The organism is Undibacterium paludis, assembly GCF_022568815.1.
Classification (GTDB): domain Bacteria; phylum Pseudomonadota; class Gammaproteobacteria; order Burkholderiales; family Burkholderiaceae_D; genus Undibacterium.
In genome coordinates, this window is the sequence record NZ_JAKZHX010000017.1 from 44,315 (window position 1) to 58,107 (window position 13,793).

At 51.5% G+C, this 13,793-nt stretch carries 10 protein-coding genes; 8 read left to right on the forward strand and 2 right to left on the reverse strand.

Annotated features, from left to right (window positions below; all coding sequences use genetic code 11):
* The first annotated feature begins 50 nt into the window (after nucleotides 1-50).
* From LZ463_RS24375 to LZ463_RS24390, 4 genes are all read left to right on the forward strand, one after another.
* The gene (locus tag LZ463_RS24375; RefSeq protein WP_241458909.1) at nucleotides 51-1,169 is read left to right on the forward strand and encodes a DUF4214 domain-containing protein; all 1,119 of its coding nucleotides are present in this window, start codon (nucleotides 51-53) and stop codon (nucleotides 1,167-1,169) included.
* 406 nt (nucleotides 1,170-1,575) lie between these two features.
* Nucleotides 1,576-3,528 carry an ankyrin repeat domain-containing protein gene (locus LZ463_RS24380; RefSeq protein ID WP_241458910.1) on the forward strand — a complete coding sequence of 651 codons (1,953 nt, stop codon included), beginning with the start codon at nucleotides 1,576-1,578 and terminating at the stop codon, nucleotides 3,526-3,528.
* A gap of 363 nt (nucleotides 3,529-3,891) precedes the next feature.
* Nucleotides 3,892-4,638: a TfpX/TfpZ family type IV pilin accessory protein gene (gene tfpZ / locus LZ463_RS24385; RefSeq protein ID WP_241458911.1), complete on the forward strand. Its 747-nt coding sequence runs from the start codon at nucleotides 3,892-3,894 to the stop codon at nucleotides 4,636-4,638.
* A gap of 60 nt (nucleotides 4,639-4,698) precedes the next feature.
* Entirely contained in the window at nucleotides 4,699-6,462 is a 1,764-nt protein-coding gene (locus LZ463_RS24390; protein ID WP_241458912.1) for a PglL family O-oligosaccharyltransferase, read from the forward strand.
* 246 nt (nucleotides 6,463-6,708) lie between these two features.
* On the opposite strand, the gene moaC is transcribed toward LZ463_RS24390, so the two are convergent.
* On the reverse strand, nucleotides 6,709-7,233 hold the full coding sequence (gene moaC, locus LZ463_RS24395; protein WP_241458913.1) for a cyclic pyranopterin monophosphate synthase MoaC: 525 nt from the start codon (nucleotides 7,231-7,233) through the stop codon (nucleotides 6,709-6,711).
* 97 nt (nucleotides 7,234-7,330) lie between these two features.
* Here moaC and LZ463_RS24400 point away from each other — a divergent pair, with 97 nt between their 5' ends.
* From LZ463_RS24400 to LZ463_RS24415, 4 genes are all read left to right on the forward strand, one after another.
* Complete coding sequence (locus LZ463_RS24400) at nucleotides 7,331-8,893, forward strand: beta-barrel assembly-enhancing protease (protein WP_241458914.1); 1,563 nt, start codon at nucleotides 7,331-7,333, stop codon at nucleotides 8,891-8,893.
* A complete protein-coding gene (locus tag LZ463_RS24405) occupies nucleotides 8,893-9,471 on the forward strand; it encodes a hypothetical protein (RefSeq protein WP_241458915.1) in 579 nt (192 codons plus the stop codon). Before LZ463_RS24400 ends, LZ463_RS24405 begins: the two co-directional genes overlap by 1 nt.
* Before the next feature lie 156 nt (nucleotides 9,472-9,627).
* Nucleotides 9,628-9,867, forward strand: coding sequence for a pentapeptide repeat-containing protein (locus tag LZ463_RS24410; protein ID WP_241458916.1), 240 nt, complete (start codon nucleotides 9,628-9,630; stop codon nucleotides 9,865-9,867).
* A gap of 103 nt (nucleotides 9,868-9,970) precedes the next feature.
* Nucleotides 9,971-12,604 (forward strand): hypothetical protein, encoded by a 2,634-nt coding sequence (locus LZ463_RS24415; protein ID WP_241458917.1) that lies wholly within the window; start codon nucleotides 9,971-9,973, stop codon nucleotides 12,602-12,604.
* A 114-nt stretch (nucleotides 12,605-12,718) separates the two neighbouring features.
* Here LZ463_RS24415 and LZ463_RS24420 read toward each other — a convergent pair whose 3' ends face one another.
* Nucleotides 12,719-13,753: an MDR family NADP-dependent oxidoreductase gene (locus tag LZ463_RS24420; protein WP_241458918.1), complete on the reverse strand. Its 1,035-nt coding sequence runs from the start codon at nucleotides 13,751-13,753 to the stop codon at nucleotides 12,719-12,721.
* Nucleotides 13,754-13,793: the final 40 nt, after the last annotated feature.

Consider the following 13,793-nt stretch of genomic DNA (forward strand, 5'->3'; position numbering starts at 1 on the left):
GGCCATGATCATTTCCATCACGTTCAATGTTTATTGTGAGAGTGTGATTTATGGCATACGTTTATGGTAGCGACTCTATCTATGATGAGCGCACGCTGGGTTACGATTCTGCTTCGTTGTCGTCAAATTTCCAGGTCAACCTCGGTTTTGTGTCCTTTGGTAAATTGTCTCCTACCGATCTGACTGACTGGTATCAATTGAATCTGGATGGCCCTGGTTCGTATACGCTGGTTGTGTCCACGGATTCTGTCAATAATTACAGCGCCACCAATGCCTGGGGTACATCTTTCAGTGGTATCACCATCGAGATTACTGATCGCAGTGGTAACCCTTTGACCGGCATTGATACGGCGGTCGCCAATAACAAGGGTGATGGCACGATCAACTTCAACTATGCTGGCGGGTATTCGCATGGTGATTTTTTTGTCAAGATCAGCAACCTCGCCTATGCCGCCAACGACTATATCATCGGCCTGAGTAATTCTGCTGCCGGTTTGAACCTGATTGGCACCGGCGCCAATGATTACCTCAAAGGCAGTACTGGTAATGATACGATCAATGGTGGCGCCGGCCGCGATACGATCGTTGGTGGCGGTGGCAATGATGTGATCAATGGCGGTAGCGGTCTTGATACCCTGATATTGTCCGGCAAGGTCAATGACTACACCATCAATGGTACGACAAATAATTTTGTGCTCAAGGACCTCGATGGCATCGATGGTACGGATAACGTGGTGCAGGTAGAGCGCCTGATATTCAGCGACGGTGCGGTAGCTTTTGACATCGATGGCGTAGCGGGCCAGGCTTACCGCCTGTACCAGGCAGCATTTGGGCGCAAGCCTGACCTGGCAGGTTTGGGCTACTGGATACATGACATGGACAATGGTTCCAGCCTGACGACGGTAGCAGCCGGATTTTTCCAGTCGGCAGAGTTCCAGAACCTGTATGGACGCAATCCCGGCACCACGACCCTGATCACCAATTTTTACCAGAATGTCTTGCATCGCTTGCCCGATCAGGCAGGTTTTGAATACTGGTCGAATCAGCTTAACAAGGGCCTGATATCACCCGCAGGGGCATTGGCCAGTTTTTGTGAAAGCCAGGAAAACCAGGCACAGGTCATCGGAGAGATACAGAATGGTATTGATTACCTGGTCTGGGCATCTTGAGCCAGGCATTTGCCTGATCGTGTAGGTATCTGCATTGAAAACTGAATGATAGCCGTTTGTCTGTCCCCGGTCTGACAGGCAGGCGGCTCTGTCAATTGTGGCATGTCATTACCTGTTTTTAGCCCTGTCTGCTCCTGTTATTGCATGGCATTTCCCAAAAGATACTTAAGACCAATGCCGCCCAGGCTGATGCTCTGTGAACGGTAACCGTCAGAAGCAGGATCAGCCTGGCTGATCAGGCAGCAGTCAAAGGCAGGTAGTAAAATCATGTTTCAGGATGCGACCAGTTCCTGCATGCAAGGGCTGGCTTTTTTTGTCATGATGCGTACATCAAGCTGTTGTATTTTTGGAGTGTCGCTGATCAAGATATGTTGCGTTGCACAAAATCGTTTGCTACATTGCAGCCATGACAAAAATAAAAAATATAAGTTCTAAAATTGGTGCCAGCCTGTTTGCCCTGGTGTTTGCAATAGGTTTCAGTCTTGCCGGCTACGCAGGTGGTGTCAGACCCATGTGCAAGGCGGTTTACGGCTGGTGGCGTTCTGGTGAACTGGTGGCAGTACAGGCCACAGTCGACAAGCTGGAACTGCACGAACATCATGATGACAGCACCACCTGGCAAGCGGAAGCTGAATTCAGCTATCAATACAAGGGCAAATCCTACCGCAGCAAGCGCATCAATATTGCGGGTGACAGTAGTGATAATCTCAGTGACTATCATCAGCAGATTCATCGTGCACTGATGCAGGCAAGATCCAGTCAGCAAAGTGTCACTGTATGGATGGACCCGCAGGAACCTGCGTATGCCGTCTATGACAGGCAGGTGCGCTTGAATCGTCTCATTTTCCTTATCCCTTTCGCGACCTTGTTCCCATTGGTGGGCATAGGCGGGTTTGCTGCACTCTGGTTTATCTGGCGGCCTCAAAAAAAGGAAGATGTGGACGCCATGTTGCGCCAACAGATCAATGCGGAGGGTTGGCTGGAGTTCAAACCGATAAGCAGCGCCAGTATGGCACTGGGCGGATTTGCTTTGGTCTGGAACCTTCTGTGCTTTCCCATGGCCTATGTTGTGCTGACCGGTAATGCAAGCAAAGGCATTCCTTTGACATTGTTGATCTTGCTCTTCCCGGCAGTCGGGGTGTTGCTAATAGGGCTCGCCTTACATACGGCCTATCTGAACAAACGTCTGGGCGGGCTTGCATTGTGGATGGCAAGGCCGCCAAAGACCGGCATGCAGGGACTGGCTGTACGATTGCGTTTTGCCTTGCCGCTGGGTGAGCATATGCAAACCAGGGAAGAATCCTATCCCGTCCATGTAGAGATGATTTGCCAGCATGAAGACCGACGTGGAGAAGACACCAGCACCAAGACTCTGTGGTCCCATGTCTTGCTGGACAAACTGATACCGCAGGGTAGCAGGCAGCTTGATTTGAGCATTGACCTTCCCGGGAAATTACCTGGCGCAGGTCCGCTGGATGACCCCAAGCTCGAAATCGTCTGGCGGCTGGTCATCAAGGCACTGGGGGTAGAAAGAGAATTCCATCTGCCGGTACAACAGGGTCTTGGTGAGCAGGTTGATGTGGATGCGCTGTCACGGCGGCCATCTGCTGAAAAGTCCATTTATGCCTTGCCGCAAGTGCCGGTAAATAAGGCAGGGCAAAGACGACGGCTGTTTTTTTCATATGTTTTTTTCTTTGCGCTGATCGCCGTTGGGGCTTACTTTGTTTTTGATGCTGCAAGTGGTTCTATGGAGCACGACAAACAGGCTGCTGAATATGCCGGTACATCGGCTCAGGCCATGGAGTCCATAGAACAATTGCGCGCCCGGCTCGATAAGGGCGACGACGTCAACGCCGTCGATGAGGGAGGAAGTAGTTTATTGATACAGGCAGCTGACGAACCTAACCTGGCCAAGGTCAGACTGTTGATAGAAAAAGGGGCAAGCATCAATGCTGCCACGCCGGTGGGTACAGATGGCAATGGCGGCAGAACGGCGTTGTTTGCCGCCATCAATCATGATGCAGTCGACATTGTGCAGGCGTTGGCCGATGCCGATGCTGACTTGCACAAGGCCGCTAACCAGGTGTGGACACCAGTGCACTACGCGGCATATAAAGGCTCTCTCAAATCACTGCGCTACTTCCAGCAGCGCGGACTGGAAATGAATGAAGGTTTTGCCGGCGGGCGCGGTTCTACGCCTTTGATGTTGGCTGCTCAGTATAACCAGTTGCAGGTGATCAGTTTCCTGTTGCAGTCCGGGGTTGATCAGGGAAAGAAAGATCTTTATGGCGAAGATGCCTGTGGCTACGCCCGTTATTTCAGGCAGGCACAGGCAGCCGAGTCATTAGGTTGTCATTAAGACGAGGTGCGGTTTTGAAGATAGCGTTCAGTGTTTTTTATACCCAGTTCATGACGGCTTGTTTTTAAAATGTTGTTTTGCTCGGTGTAAGCAATGTGTACGTAAATGATAATATGTTGTATCGTTAATATTGTGACAAAACCTGATTTTGACCGCTCCAGAATCAGGGGAAGCAAAAACTTGCTATCTTGATCAAGCAGGCGAAGCTTATTAAAATACGTGTGAATTTCTTTGATTGGGTTGAAAAACACTTGGTGTAGTGGTATCTACAGAATCGCCAGACCAAGTGGCGAATGTTTCTCCTGTGGTGAAAGCTGCATATCAGGTTTTTCGTTTTTTTCTTTCTTATCATTTGTCAACGCTATGAAAACAACAATATCACGCTATCGCGCCAGTGCAACCCATTTTTTACTCAGTTGTACGGTTGGCTTGATTTTGCTGCTGTTGTGCTGGTATATGTGGTATCCAACGCCCATGCTAAGCGCAATCGGCGGTTATGAAATCTTTTTCCTCATTGTTGGTATCGATGTTGTCCTTGGTCCGGCGTTGACGCTGGTGGTGTTCAACCCCAAAAAGAAATACCTGGTGCTGGATCTGGCTGTTATCGCCATAGTCCAGGTATCGGCATTCATCTACGGTTGCAGTACTTTGCTTGAAGCGCGTCCAGCCTATATCGCAGCTTTGGGTGACTCTTTCCAGGTCGTGCAGGCATCTGAAATTACTGATGGTAATCTGGCTAAAGGCAAGACTACCCTGCCTTGGTGGGGGCCAAAATTGGTTGGCACCAAAGAGCCAACAGAGCAAGCTGATATCAGTATGGTGGCCGGTATGGCAACAGTTGGTGGAGGCAAAGGGCACATGCCGTCCTTGCACATTCCCTATGAAGACATGCGTGAGCAATTATTGAAAAAAGCCCAGGATTTTGACGCTCTCGAAAAAGACAACGAAAACCAGAAATCCGCCATCCAGGAATGGCTGAAGTCACACGATTGTGATGAGAAGAAATGCAAATACCAACCTATAAAAATACGTGTGTCCATCTTCCCTGTCGTCATCGATGCAAAAACGGCTGCCTATATAGGCATCATGCCGCTTAACCTGAAGATGTAAGCTTACCAGCCTGAGCATGTTAGTTAAACTGACTCAGGCATTTTTTTGAAATGTACCCGAATGGCATCCGACAAGGAAGGCAAGCTGGCGTTAATCATTTTTGCTGTAGCGATTTTTTTCAGCTATGTGCATCCTTATCACATTCATCCTTACAGGACTTTTTATCACGAATTAATCGTTTTCCTGGGTCTGGCTGCAGCGCTGGCTTATTTTGTCGTGAGCCGCCCAGCACAGCATCCGCAGGTGCTCGTGCAAGATACGATTACCTCATCGAGTGAAGCCCGTCTGAGTTTTCCGGTTTTACTGCTCCTGCCGTTGGGTATTGTGCTCATGATCGTGGCCCAGACGCTGGCAGGTTTGATACAACCAGCGATGATGACAGCTTTCCCTGTCATGTATCTGTTGATGTTTGGCGTGGCGATCGTGTTTGGCGCCAGCCTGGCTCTGACCAGGGATGGGCCTGAACGAGCGGTGAACGCATTTGCCCTGGCCAATCTGCTGGCGGCCGTCACTTCATTGCTCTTCCAGCATGTACAGATACTGGGACTGAATGCGACACCGCTGGTCATGTACATCGCGAAAGACCCACATGCCGCCATGCGCCCTTATGCCAATGTGGCGCAACCGAATCAGTTGGCTTTACTGTATTTTTTTGCTCTGTCATCAGTTTGGTTTTTTTATCGTAGCAAGAGAATGCCAAGCTGGTTTTGTATCGGCCTGGCGGCACTGCTGTTATGGGGCATTGTGCTGACACAGTCGCGCATAGGCTGGATACTGGTGCCGTTGTTTTTCCTTTATACCGTGAGCAAGCTCGGGCACTATAAACGTAGCGGTGCGCTGATCATGGTTGGCCTGGTCATACTGTATGCCCTGCTTACTATATTCTTGCCGCAGATCAGTCAGGCCATTGGTTTTTCTGGCGGTTCTGTTGCTGATCATATTGGTGGCCGGTCAGAGCGCACTGTATTGTGGCAAACCGCTTGGCAACTGGCGAAGGATCACCCCCTGTTTGGTGTTGGCTGGTTTGGTTACGGCGTCGGGCAGGTTGGTATCGCTGCTCAATTTGCTTCGAGCACCTATGCTGAACATGCTCATAATCTGCCATTGAACCTGGCTGCAGAACTTGGCATTCCAGCAGCTCTGCTCATCATGGGCGGTCTGGCCTGGTGGTTCTACCAGACCTGCTTCAAGCCGCAAAAAAAACTGGTGCTGCAATTTGCCACACTGAGTTTTTTTGCTGTTGGCGTACATAGTATGGTGGAGTTCCCGCTCTGGTATGGTTTTGTTCTGCTGCCTGTGGGTGTCCTGATGGGCATGGTGCATCAGATGCGCTGGCCGTCAACGGGCACTGTTGTCAACCCTGCTGCCGTACTTGCCGGGTTTGCCCTGGTATGTGCACTAATTGCAGCAGTCACACTGGATTACCAGCGCGTCATTGTTGGCTTCAAGATCTTGCGTAATGTCCAGCAAGGTTACCGGCCAATGGAAGAACTCTTGCAAAAGCCAGAGTACACCCTGTTCCCGCAATTTTTTGAATACTTCAAACTGACACGTATCAAGCCGGTTGAAGGAATGTCGGCAGAAGACATTGCTTATGTGGAAACCTGGAGCAAGCGTTTTGGCTTTGTCCACATCCTCAATGCCCAGGCTGAAATCTATGTCCTCAATGGCCAGTCCCAAAAAGCCGAACACACTATGCTGACCCTGCAAAGACTGCACCCCATCTTTTATCCGGAATACTATGATTACTGGAAAGCCAAGGCCGCACAGGATGAACGCTATAAAACTATCTTTTTGACCATGCCGCCGCGTGATGCGCCTTAGCATGCCTGTTGATTCGACTGTTTGGCATGGCGACTCCAGCATCCAGTCATGACACAGATGCAGGCCCGGGCCGAGCCCGCTATCACCATCCGGATAGACATAGCCATCAATCAGATACCAGGCTGTAAATGATGTTCTGTCAGAAATTGCATGATGCAAGGCAATTCACGTCTATAGAATTCATCTGAACCATATCCTGCTATAGGGGAGATATGGCTGATGTATTGCTGTTACCGTCCGTTAGTATCACGCCTGTGCCTTATCAATATCTGCCACCCAGTCGCCTGACTTGCCGCCATGTTTTTCCATGACACGGATATCTGTCATCACCATGCCGCGGTCTACTGCCTTGCACATGTCGTAAATGGTCAATAGGCCAACTTGCACTGCGGTAAGGGCTTCCATCTCGACACCGGTTTTACCGACTGTTTCAACCTGGGCCTGGCAAGTAACCGTATTGCTGGTGGCATCGGTGCTAAAATCAACAGTAACACGGGTCAGTGCCAGCGGGTGACAGAGCGGGATCAGGTCGCTGGTGCGTTTGGCCGCCATGATGGCGGCAACGCGGGCTATGCCGATGACGTCGCCTTTTTTTGCAGTACCCTGCTCGATGATGGCCAGGGTGGATGGTTGCATGCGGATGTGGCCACGGGCGACGGCGGTGCGATGGCTATTGTTTTTTGTGCCTACATCCACCATATGTGCCTGGCCACCTGCGTCAAAATGGCTAAGGCCTGTTGCCGGGTCTGGCCTGCTAGTATCTGTGCTCATTGTGAAGTAAAAATCATAGTGAAAATCAGGTGTAAAAAGACTTGTCTGAAAAGACCAGTCTGCAAAGACGAAAAGTATAGAAATAAGGAAGCTATCCGTGTCCAAGTATCATAGCATTGTGAATCCGCTGCGTCGTACTTTTCGGCTGCACACTGTTCGTCTGGCGGTAGCCCTGCTGGCCGGTTTGGGGAGTGCGCAACTGTCGTCTGGCCAGGTACTGGCGCAGAATCTGCCCACTCTGGGCGATACTTCCAGGGAAGACTTGTCACCGCTGGCTGAGCGCAAGCTCGGTGAGCAGATCATGAGCGTGGTAAGGCGAGATCCTGATTACATGGATGATGCCCCAGTTTCCGAATACCTGAACCGTCTGGGCAACAAGATGCTGGAAACCCGTCCTGATGCACGTGGTGAAGCCAGTTACAACTTTGAATTTTTTGCCGTGCGCGACCCGGTGCTCAATGCCTTTGCTTTTCCCGGTGGTTTTATTGGCTTTCATTCAGGCTTGATCCTGGCAGCCCAGTCTGAATCCGAACTGGCCTCGGTCATGGGCCATGAGATAGGCCATGTTGCCCAGCGTCATATCGCCCGCGCCTTGAGCAATCAAAAGAATGATGCCTTCATTCCGCTGGCTGCCCTGGCACTGGCCGTGCTGGCAGCACGCTCCAGCCCTGATGCAGCAATGGCGCTGGCAACGGGCGGGCAAGGTCTGGCGATACAGAAGCAACTGAATTTTGGTCGCGATGCAGAGCGCGAAGCAGATCGTGTCGGCTTCCAGATTCTGCGTGATTCAGGCTTTGATCCCAATGGCATGGTCAGTTTTTTTGGCCGCCTGCAAAATTCCACCCGCAACTACACTGATAACCTGCCCCCATATTTGCGCAGCCATCCACTGACCAGTGAAAGGATAGCCGATATCCAGTCGCGCCTGGTTGATGAGCGCTATCGCCAGCATGCCGACAGTATAGAATTTTTGCTGACCAAAGCCAGGGTCAGGGTTTTGCAGGACAGCACAGTGCAAGGCCTGATGGATGCAACGACCTTCTTTGACAATCAGGCCAGGACAGGCAAGCTCGAAGACCAGATCACTGCAAAATATGGTCAGGCCTTTATCGCCTATAAACGCCTTGATTTTGCAAAAGCACGCAGTCTGCTCGAGCAATCGCGCAAACAACTTGAGCAATCGACTGCCTACCGTGGTCTGCTCGGCTATAGCAATATGTATGCAGACCTGTCCATCGACATCCTGATTGGTGACAAACAAACCGATGCTGCTGTCAAAGAGGCAGAAAAAGCCATGCGTGACCTGCCCCTGTCACGCGGTGTCGCCCTGCAATATGCCGAAGCCCTGCTGGCCGACAAGAAAGAAGAAAAAGCCGGGGTGTTCTTGCGTGACCAGATCGTCATGTACCGTCAGGAGCCACAACTGTACAACCTGCTGGCCAAAGTCTACGACGCTCAGGGCAAGCAGGCTGCCCAGCACCTGGCCCTGGCCGAAGCCTATGGCATACAGGGCAACCTGGCCGCTGCTCTGCAACAGCTTGACATCGCCCGCCGCGAAAAAGACGCCCAGTATTTCGAACTGGCGCAGATTGACGCCCGTGAGCGCGAATGGAAAGAAAAGCACAAGGAACAGCTGGCAGAAGAGAAGAAGCGGCGTTGATGGCGAGTACCTTGTTATTGGCAGGCAAATTCAGGCAATTGACTTTACTGCTTGTTCTGCTGTTCGCTACCAGTTCATTGACTGCCTGCTTCCGAAAAGAAACAGAGGCTAAATCGGGCGCTGCTTATAAGGCCGATTTGATCCGTGCGATAGAGCAATCGGATAAAATCATTGTGACCGAACATTCGTCTGAGATGGATTTCATACAGGCATATCCTGATTCACCTGCATCAGCACAGCATACTGAAATCATTTATCACAAGCATGCTTTGACTGCGCAAGAAAAAGAGAAATTCCTGACAGATGCCCTTGCCATGGCTGATGAAACACAGGACGCTTTTTCTGCATGCATCTCCGATCCCCATCACAGCTTCAGTTTTTATCACGCAGGTAAGCTGACGAGCAAGCTTGATGTATGTTTTCAATGTGCACAAGTGGAATGGCCACAGAACAGGCGTGCTCCGCCTTGGGCTATCTATGACATGCTGGCAAAAACAGTCAATGTCCTGGGGATGCATGACGAGAGAGACTGGGTAAGCCTGGTCAGGAAAAAAGCGTCGGCACCAAAAGGTAAGTAATGAATGCTGGTCAATTGATCTGCTTCCGGAAAGAAACTGGCATGCCCTGGCTCTTCAAGAAGAGTGAACTTCGAAGGACGCTCATTCATGGCTGACTACCCTTTGCCGATTTATAATGGGGTTCACATTGCTAAATCATGAAAGCAGGGGACCTTCATGGAAGAGAACAAAACACTGTTGGGCAGGAATTTCAACCGGGAAGACCTGTCACGTTCCAATTTCAATGAAGTAATGCTGGCAGCCTGCGATTTTTCCAATGTCGACTTCCAGGGAAGCAGATTCGATACAGTCTCTTTCAGGCATGCAAGAATGCAGAATCTTGATGTCGAAGGCATGACCATAGATGGTATCCTCGTCAGCGAATTGTTGCGCGTGTATAAAGAACACAAGAAATAAGCGCTGTTTCATTGGTACGAAAAATACGCGGAAGCATTGAGCAACTGCTTTCATTCTTGTACCGGTAAGTTGCCCGGTACATTAAGCCGTATCGTGAAACAGAATGAATCAGACAAAGAAAGATAGATTTCCATCACCCACAATTAACCCGTCAAACGCTGTATTGGTCGGCCTGATACGTCAGGTTGACGGCATCATTGCCTTGCTAGCGGATGAGCGGGACACAGGGATTGAGTCCACACTCAGACGAGTGAGTCTGCCTGATCTTGATTGCACGGTTTTTGCCCTTGCAAGGGGCTTGCAGGCAGATTGGCAAACCCTGCGCAACGCCCGGGACCTGAAAGCAGCCTGGCCCGCATTCTGGCGTGTGTTCTGGTGCAGCATACCGGATATCGCCAGTACAGGTGTTGCTCTCGCCACGCCACGGCGGGCGCCTGCAAAGAGGCCAGTTGCCACTGCTGCGCACCCGCGTGCTTTCAGAGGGACAAAATTCCAGCCACCGAAACCGGCACAAGCCGAACTGGATCTGTGTGCTCTGCTATTGGATCAGCGCCTGCTGGATAGTTTTTTTGTCCGTCATGACTTTTCCACATTGCCCGCATTAGATCAGAATGGTGCTCCGCTCTTGCATTGCAAGGCGAGGACGACAGCCGCTTTTCTGGCGCATGCCTGGCAGGTGACAGAGCAGGACCTGCCAGCTTTTCCTGTGGGATTCCGTCGTTATTTTTTATGGCATTTGCGGCATCAACCTTATACGCTGATGCTAGACTGGTTGACGCTTTGGCGCGCTCTGGAGTGGGACGGAAGTCCAGAGAAACAGTGCTTGTTGGCCAGACTATGCGCTGTCGCCACGCAGCAATTTCCCTGGGCGAACCTGCTCATGCAATTACGACCGGCACGGCAACTTGCGTACTTGCGCGCCTTGCTCAAGCGTCGCTGCTATCTGCACGCACCGTCACTGTTCTCTGCAGAACAGATGCAAAGACTCGATGCACTGACAGAAAATGACGAACGCTTTGCTCTGTATGTAGACATCGTGCTGGATAATCTGGGGCGTCAGGTCAGCGCAGCCTACAGCTTGCATGGTTGCGAGGTCGCCGAAATGCGGGGTAGTATTGAACGAGACGAGTGGCGGCTGAGAACCAGCTTTGATGCAGATGATGTGCCAATAGATATCATCATGCGCGCAAGCGATCTGGCTGGTGGAGGCACCGCTGTCACGCTATGGCAGTTTTGCGGTGAACTCCCCGGGTTTGCCGGTTTCCTCCGTGAAATCAGCTGGGAAGCTTTAAGCAATCAGGCTGCAGATACCCTGATTAATCTCAGTTATCATTTCTTTTCCTACGAAGATGAAAAAATCAGATTGCTGGATAACTGGCGAGTGTACCTGAAAGTCTTTCCGGCATTCCATGCCATCCTGATTACCCTTCAGGCGGATTGGCAAGAAAAAATGGCTGGAATGTGGAAACATTTCATTGATGGCTGGGATGATTTTGCCCAGCTGGAGTCGGCGCTTCAGGATGTCTTGCCGTTGATGGTCAGGTTGTGCCGGCCACCGTTTTCTGCCACGGCCGACTACAGCTATACTCTTATCAATATGATAGAGCCGCTTTCGCCGGCGCATCGAGCACAATTGCCTGACCTGGATTTACGTATCTGGCTCTCGCTTGAACGCGCCTGTCGACGTCAGGATGATACCGGGCTCCTGGTCTACGGTTTTTGCATATTCAGTACAGCAGCGCCAGCAATTGCTTTTGAGGCCATGCAACTGGCAACTGATCGCCTGTGGCACAGCGTACAGTTGCTTGGTTGCCTGAGCTATGAAAGGCGCAGACAATTCATGGCAGGTCAGCTAAAGACGGACTGGTTCACGCTGGACTGGCAGGGTATGCAAGTGGAAGAGGCATGTCGCCTTTTATTGCGCATGAGTAGCGAAGCCGGTCTTGACAGTCCTTTGCCACGCCGCTTGCGCGCCTATTTTGAAGGCAGTGAACATTTGTCAGCAGTGCAGATAAGGCGACACTGCAAGCTGGCGTTGTCACGCCTGCCTGCTGTACGTTTGCAGGCATTTGAAAACGCCATATGGAAAACGATTGATGCACCTTTTCAGTTGCGCGACTACTCTGTCTCTGCCCGCCATGCCCTGCGCCTGCTGGCAGGGCTGGATAGCCAGACAGACAGTAATCGCAAGGGTTTGAGAAAATTCCTGAAGCAAGCCGGCAAAGGTCAGTCCTTATCTTATCTTGATCATCCATTGAACCAGGCATGGTATGCCGCACATCCGCGTGTGGCCGCTTCATTGTGGAGTACAGGTTTGCGTCATACGGTGCAACTGGGCAATGACGAACTGACGCTGGCGTTTGAGCATGATCCCTTCGAGATACTAATGCTGGGCAGTTATGTCGGCAGTTGCCTGGGTGCTGGCGGCCTGTGCGCTTATTCTGCTGTTGCTTGCCTGCTCGACGCCAACAAGCAGGTATTGTATGCCCGCAATGCCAAAGGCAAAGTCGTGGCACGGCAATTGCTGGCGATTGACGAGGCAGAGCAACTCGTCTGTTTCAGTGTGTATCCGCAAAGTGTACATGAGGATTTGCTGGCAGCGTTTAAAGCTTATAATCTTGCCATGGCAGAATCACTGGGACTGAGGTTGTATCTGGGAAATGAAGATGATAGCTATGACATTCCGACGTTACTGGCTTTGGGCTGGTGGGATGACGGGGTTTGGTCTGAGCAGTGATAGATGGAATGGGCGTCACATGATTCATTCGAAGGTATGAGCAAGCGGGTGACACAGAAGTAGAGCAGGGCCTTGCAGATTGCCGCAGCCAATAACATCAGTAACCCTGATCGCCTAGTGCCTGATCAGCACGGTGCCAAAATATTTCCCGTCTGCGATGTTCTGTATGGCCAGGGGGCCATTCTGCAAGCCTGCAATGAGTACATGCGGGAAGCAGATACGATCTTCTTTTTGCCAGGCCACAAAATGCCTGTTCCAGTCAGTGCGGGCATCGACATCATCGTCTGCGCTATAGCCTTGCAGCCTGATTTTCTTGAGCAGTATCTGGAATGAATCGAGTTCTACCGGGGCGACCCTGCCGCTACCCTGACTGGCCAGTTGCCCTGACAAGGCTCCTGTAACCAGGATGTGCGCACCCGGATTGGCAAGGGCAAGAGCAGCCTGTAGCTGCTCGCCACCGACGCTGTCGAGGACGACATCGATACCATCCGGGGCAGCCTTGCCCAGTTGGGTAAGAAATGATTCTCTTGCTCCACGCAAGACTATGGCATCGTAGCCTAATTCGCCTGTCAGGCGTTTTGCCTTGTCTGCCGAACTGGTACTGCCGATGACCCGGCCAGCGCCCAGGGCCCTGGCGATCTGCCCGGCCATGGAACCGATTGCCCCTGCTGCACTGGTGATCAGTACTGTGTCGCCAGCGCGAATTTGTACTCCACGTGTCAATGCTGCATAGGCTGTCCAACCATGGCTCAGGTGGGCGGCCGGGTCCGGCAAGTTTTGCCTGATCAGCGTACAGGCTGTTGGCGACAGCACGCTGTAGTCACGCCATCCGGCAAAATGCAGGACCAGATGCCCTGGCAGCAAGCCGCAGTCAGGCGGGGCAGAGACGACTTCTCCCAGTGCTTCCTCTGCCAGGGTGGCACCGTCTTGCAGGCAAGGGAAGGGCACACCTTCCACATCGCTTGCGCCTTCGCTGATCATCATGCGTAGCGAGGCTGATACTCTGGAATACAGATTGCGTATCAGGACTTCGCCCTGGGCGGGTACAGGTACTGGGGTATCAATTACTTCAAAATGTCCCGCCAGCGGCAAGCCGACAGGCCTGCTTTTGAGGCGGACTTCGCGGGAAAACACAGGTAATGACGACATATGGCTTTCTCTGTAAAATATGAGTAATAAGCTCATATTC

Coding starts and splice junctions, on each gene's coding strand:
- LZ463_RS24375 (WP_241458909.1), top strand. CDS start 51: ATGGCATACGTTTATGGTAGCGACTCTATCTATGATGAGCGCACGCTG.
- LZ463_RS24380 (WP_241458910.1), top strand. CDS start 1,576: ATGACAAAAATAAAAAATATAAGTTCTAAAATTGGTGCCAGCCTGTTT.
- tfpZ (WP_241458911.1), top strand. CDS start 3,892: ATGAAAACAACAATATCACGCTATCGCGCCAGTGCAACCCATTTTTTA.
- LZ463_RS24390 (WP_241458912.1), top strand. CDS start 4,699: ATGGCATCCGACAAGGAAGGCAAGCTGGCGTTAATCATTTTTGCTGTA.
- moaC (WP_241458913.1), bottom strand. CDS start 7,233: ATGAGCACAGATACTAGCAGGCCAGACCCGGCAACAGGCCTTAGCCAT.
- LZ463_RS24405 (WP_241458915.1), top strand. CDS start 8,893: ATGGCGAGTACCTTGTTATTGGCAGGCAAATTCAGGCAATTGACTTTA.
- LZ463_RS24410 (WP_241458916.1), top strand. CDS start 9,628: ATGGAAGAGAACAAAACACTGTTGGGCAGGAATTTCAACCGGGAAGAC.
- LZ463_RS24415 (WP_241458917.1), top strand. CDS start 9,971: ATGAATCAGACAAAGAAAGATAGATTTCCATCACCCACAATTAACCCG.
- LZ463_RS24420 (WP_241458918.1), bottom strand. CDS start 13,753: ATGTCGTCATTACCTGTGTTTTCCCGCGAAGTCCGCCTCAAAAGCAGG.